This is a genomic window from Shewanella sp. 11B5 (genome assembly GCF_002836795.1).
Lineage (GTDB): Bacteria > Pseudomonadota > Gammaproteobacteria > Enterobacterales > Shewanellaceae > Shewanella > Shewanella frigidimarina.
This window is the reverse complement of record NZ_PJAP01000475.1, coordinates 1-4,484: the sequence shown is the minus strand read 5'-3', so window position 1 is coordinate 4,484 and position 4,484 is coordinate 1. Positions and strand designations below refer to the sequence as shown.

Annotated in this window: 4 protein-coding genes, 1 other RNA gene and 1 pseudogene; 3 read left to right on the top strand and 3 right to left on the bottom strand. The window is 43.2% G+C overall.

Annotation, left to right across the window (positions count from 1 at the left end; genetic code table 11):
* The 3 genes and pseudogenes from CXF78_RS11080 to CXF78_RS11070 form a co-directional block, all read right to left on the bottom strand.
* Positions 1-76, bottom strand: a pseudogene (locus CXF78_RS11080) (phosphoheptose isomerase); the annotation flags it as partial.
* Between the two features lie 129 nt (positions 77-205).
* Entirely contained in the window at positions 206-532 is a 327-nt protein-coding gene (locus CXF78_RS11075) for a YraN family protein (protein ID WP_102036806.1), read from the bottom strand.
* Positions 529-2,352, bottom strand: a complete 1,824-nt coding sequence (locus CXF78_RS11070; RefSeq protein WP_102036805.1) for a penicillin-binding protein activator — start codon at positions 2,350-2,352, stop codon at positions 529-531. Before CXF78_RS11070 ends, CXF78_RS11075 begins: the two co-directional genes overlap by 4 nt.
* A gap of 89 nt (positions 2,353-2,441) precedes the next feature.
* Between CXF78_RS11070 and rsmI the strand changes: the two genes are divergently transcribed.
* From rsmI to CXF78_RS11055, 3 genes are all read left to right on the top strand, one after another.
* Positions 2,442-3,284, top strand: coding sequence for a 16S rRNA (cytidine(1402)-2'-O)-methyltransferase (gene rsmI, locus CXF78_RS11065; RefSeq protein WP_011635880.1), 843 nt, complete (start codon positions 2,442-2,444; stop codon positions 3,282-3,284).
* 54 nt (positions 3,285-3,338) lie between these two features.
* An RNA gene (rnpB, locus tag CXF78_RS11060) (RNase P RNA component class A) lies at positions 3,339-3,692 on the top strand.
* A gap of 434 nt (positions 3,693-4,126) precedes the next feature.
* Positions 4,127-4,484, top strand: a 358-nt coding sequence (locus CXF78_RS11055) for a TonB-dependent receptor plug domain-containing protein (protein WP_180957115.1), incomplete at its 3' end; no start/stop codon positions are given.

The following is a 4,484-nucleotide window of genomic DNA, read 5'->3' as shown; positions in this document are numbered from 1 at the left end:
ACTCAGGTAATGCTTCTGCAGCATCAATTTTAGTCTGAATCGATTCGGTGAAACTATCTCTAATACGTTCTAACATGCAACAATCCTTACGCTAAATTATGTCTACGTATGTCTCTGATTAGCTTTTTTATCATTGCTCATCAGTTAGACTCGGTAATTTGACTATATGATGCCATAAATCAAGGTTATGGTAATCAATTGCCGCTTAAAAACAGCCTTGTAGCCAGTTTATTTCATCAATATTCATCGCAATGACATCAAAGCGACAAGGTGGATTTAATTTTTGTCGTTGTAAATAATGTTCAGCGGCTAATCTTATCCGGGTAATTTGCTTACTTGTTAACGCATTTATGGCGCCGCCAAACTGATTTGACGACCTAAATTTTACTTCAACAAACACCCAGACATCTTGCTGGCGCATAATTAAATCTATTTCACCAAATGGATATCGAACATTAGCATCTACAAACGTTAGACCTTGTTGCTCAAGGTAAGTTCGCGCATGTTGCTCAGCTAATTGTCCACTGTTCATAGTGGTGTTAATTGTCCTTGGTTATATTTGCCCCAAGACAGTTGACGATCAATCACCCCATTAGGCTTCACTGATAATGCACCACTGCGGCCGATAAATTGATAACCTGGGAAAGCGCGCATTTGCGCTAAACGATTAACCAATTCAAGCGCATCATAACCCATTGCGTATAGGCGTTTTTGGCTGTTATTCCAACCACTCCATAGCTCAGACACCAGTTGGGTTTCGCTGTTAGATTGCATTAGCCATGGTACATCGCTAATGATCAAGTTATTCAGTTCTTGTGCCGACTGCGCTGACTCATTTTCAAGACGGCTACGGCTAGTGGTATATAAGGTTACCGGTTCAGAGAACACACTAAAGTTTACGTCTAAAAAGGGTTTTAGCAGGGCCAAATCTTGTGAGCCCGAAATCATGTAAATCGCATCAATATCTTGGCGAGAACGAAAATCTGATTCTAAGCGGCTACCCAATAAATCACGCATTCTGCTAATACGTGCTTGGCTATCTTTCACACCTAATGCTTCTTGAACTGTGACCTTCATTTGATCGCCAGCATCATAAAAATACACTTCGGCATCATTGCTGGTTAAGGTTAGCCAAGTTTGCTTAAAACTGTCGGCCATACGTTTGCCGATGGGATCGTTACTGGCCAATAGTAGTGGCAGCTTTACGCCATCGCTATACAGCTTATGTGCTGCATCACTGGCTTCTTGTGCTGGTGACAGTGAAAAGTAAAACATGTTTGGTTGTGGCGTAAACGTATCCGTTTGGTTCAAATACAGCTGCGGCACTGTGGTCTTTTGTTTATCGTTGATTTTCTGTAGTTCTTCAACTTCATTGGGTAACAATGGCCCAATGATAAACTCTGCGCCTTTGGCTACAGCTTGTTGATAAGCGGCAGCAACCCCTTGCTGCGTGTCATAAAAGTTAATTGACACATTTGCATCATAGTCAGACAGATAGCTCGACATAAGACCTTGACGAATAGGTTCAGCAACCACAGCGCGTGGGCCACTTAACGGTAATAATACTGCTATATTTTGCGGCCTAAACGGTTTGGCATTGAGGGCTTTTTCTAAATCAGCAGGTAATTTCACTGCACCTGGATGATAAGGGTTGTTACGCTGCCACTCACCTAAATAACGCACCAATTGTGTCGGCTCAACCGCATAATGTTTAGCAATAAAGGTCAATTGTAACCAACCAGCAAAAATCGGATTTGATTGATCGCGCATAAACGACTGCACGGTTTCTTCATGTAGTGGTTGCAGTAGCTTCCAAATAACATTATTGATCGCCGTGGTTTCAGACTTTGGCAAGTAATTGCTTAATAGGCTTAATTGCTTAACTTGGTCAATTGGCTGTTGAGTATTTTTGTACAATTTGGCTTTAAATTGGTGATAACTTGCCATTTGCCAGCGTGGGAGCTGCCAATGTGGTGGATACTGTAAAATATCTAATGCGGCCTGGCTGCTATTGGTTTTTTCAGCAATGCGAGCGCGCAAATAAATATGCTCCGCTTGAAGCGAGGGCACGTTCACCATCGACTTTTGCATTGACGTTAATACATTAACGGCAGAATTAAAGTTACCATCATTAATATAAGCATGAGCGGCGAGTAATAAATAACGATCACGCTTTTCTGGTAAACTGCTATTCGTTGCCTCGGCTAAATAAATTTTAGCCGGATGTTCAGCGGCAACGAGCGATGCGCTAGCGTCAACATTATCTTGCTGTTTTTTGGTGGCACAACCGACCACCAATACAGAGAAAATCAACGCGCACACGAATTTTGTAGTATTCAGTCTTTTTAACACTTGGCTTCACTCTGGTAAGATGCTGTCACTAGTTTAACCTGCTCTTACGCTTGGCGAAAGTATCAGGTAGATTCATTATCGAGGTAATTATGGACCAAATGGTCGCGCTGTATATTGTTCCCACCCCAATTGGTAATTTTGGCGACATCAGCGCTCGGGCAATAGAGGTGCTGCAACAGGTTGATTTAATCGCCTGTGAAGACACACGCCACAGCGGAAGGCTGCTAAGTCACTTTGGTATTGAAACCCGTAAAACGGCATTACATGATCACAATGAACGTGACCGAGCACAATGGATAGTTGAACAATTAAATGAAGGCAAATCAATCGCGCTCATTTCTGACGCTGGTACGCCGTTAATTTCAGACCCTGGCTACCATTTAGTTAACCATGTTCGTCAAGCTGGCCACAGAGTCGTGCCTTTGCCTGGAGCATGTGCAGCGATAACAGCCTTAAGTGCATCAGGATTACCGTCTGATCGTTTTAGTTTTGAAGGTTTTTTACCCTCAAAAGAAAAAGCCCGTATCGATAAACTTGAATTTCTTAAAGAAGATCCTCGTACTTTGATATTTTACGAATCTCCTCACCGCATACTTTATAGCCTCGCCGCTATTGTTGACGTTTTAGGCGCCGATAGGCAAGTGGTAATGGCACGTGAAGTCACTAAAACCTTCGAAACCTTCTTATCTGGCACCGCTGCAGAGGTATTAGCGCTGGTTGAAGCTGATGATAATCAACAAAAAGGCGAAATGGTCATTATGTGCCATGGCTTTACATTATCTGATGAAGAAGGGATTCCAGCAGTTGCAGTTGCTACGCTAAAGTTACTTTGTGAAGAATTACCGCTTAAAAAAGCTGCCGCTATAGCAGGGCAAATCCATGGTTTAAAGAAAAATGCCCTATATAAATACGGTTTAGAACTGGATTTATAAAAAGGCAGTCGCTTTGGCATTGGTTTGTTGCGCAGCTTAGGCTATAATCCGCGCCGAGTTGGCCAGACAGTTGCCGCGTACGCAAGTACGGGGAGGAAAGTCCGGGCTTCAAAGAGCGGGGTACCAGGTAACGCCTGGGCGGTGTGAACCGACGACAAGTGCAACAGAGAGGAAACCGCCATTTTGGCTTAGGCTAAGATGGTAAGGGTGAAAGGGTGCGGTAAGAGCGCACCGTGCGGCTAGCAATAGTCCGTAGCAAGGTAAACTCTACCCGAAGCAAGACCAAATAGGGTTCCGCATGGCGCTGCTCGCGTTGGAACCGGGTAGGTTGCTTGAGCCTGTGAGCGATTGCAGGCCTAGATGAATAACTGTCCACGACAGGACCCGGCTTATCGGCCAACTCACCTCTTTATAAAAAAAGGCCTCGCAGCAATGCGAGGCCTTTTTTTCGTTAACACGAAAATATTGGTGTCTTAACCTTATATAGTCAACCCGAGTAGATGTTGGTTATTGTTTCTCTATATTTTAACTTCAGTGTTATCCATTATTTTCGCCTCATGATCTAACGTTTGAGTTGACTGCATCCGTTCAGTAAACGTTGCCGGAACACTGAGGGTTTACAAAGGCTGATTTATTAACACGAATGATCTTGCTCTGTTGTGACCTCTATCTTAGTGGCTGTAGCCCATAATAAATACCCTCTCAAACCACAAAGTCTCTAACCATTAACACTATCAGTTAACAAACAAGCACAAATGTAAATCAATAAATGAGAATGGTTTCTATTAGCGTTTGGTGTTATATTGCGGCCAAATTTTACTGTTGCCGATGAGTAAGCTGTTATGCATTTGAACGTGATTAATCTTGGGATATTAAGCCTGCTGTTACCTGTACTGAGTGTCAGTGCGAACGAGAAAGCGGCCGACGTTGATTTGACTGAGTCGATTGAGAAAATAACCGTAATGGGGCGGGCACAAACCTTTTATCGTGAATCTTCTACGTCCGTGGGTGCCAAAGTTGAAACCGATATTATGGATTTACCGCAATCGGTGCAGGTGTTGAATGAACAATTGATAGTTGACCAAGCCGCACGTGAAATTACTGACTTATACCGCTCTATAGCAGGTGTGAGCATTTACAGTTATTCAGGTGTGACCTTTCGTGGTTTTCGTGATGACAGCAATGTGTTTTATGACGGTG

Coding starts and splice junctions, on each gene's coding strand:
- CXF78_RS11075 (WP_102036806.1), bottom strand. CDS start 532: ATGAACAGTGGACAATTAGCTGAGCAACATGCGCGAACTTACCTTGAG.
- rsmI (WP_011635880.1), top strand. CDS start 2,442: ATGGACCAAATGGTCGCGCTGTATATTGTTCCCACCCCAATTGGTAAT.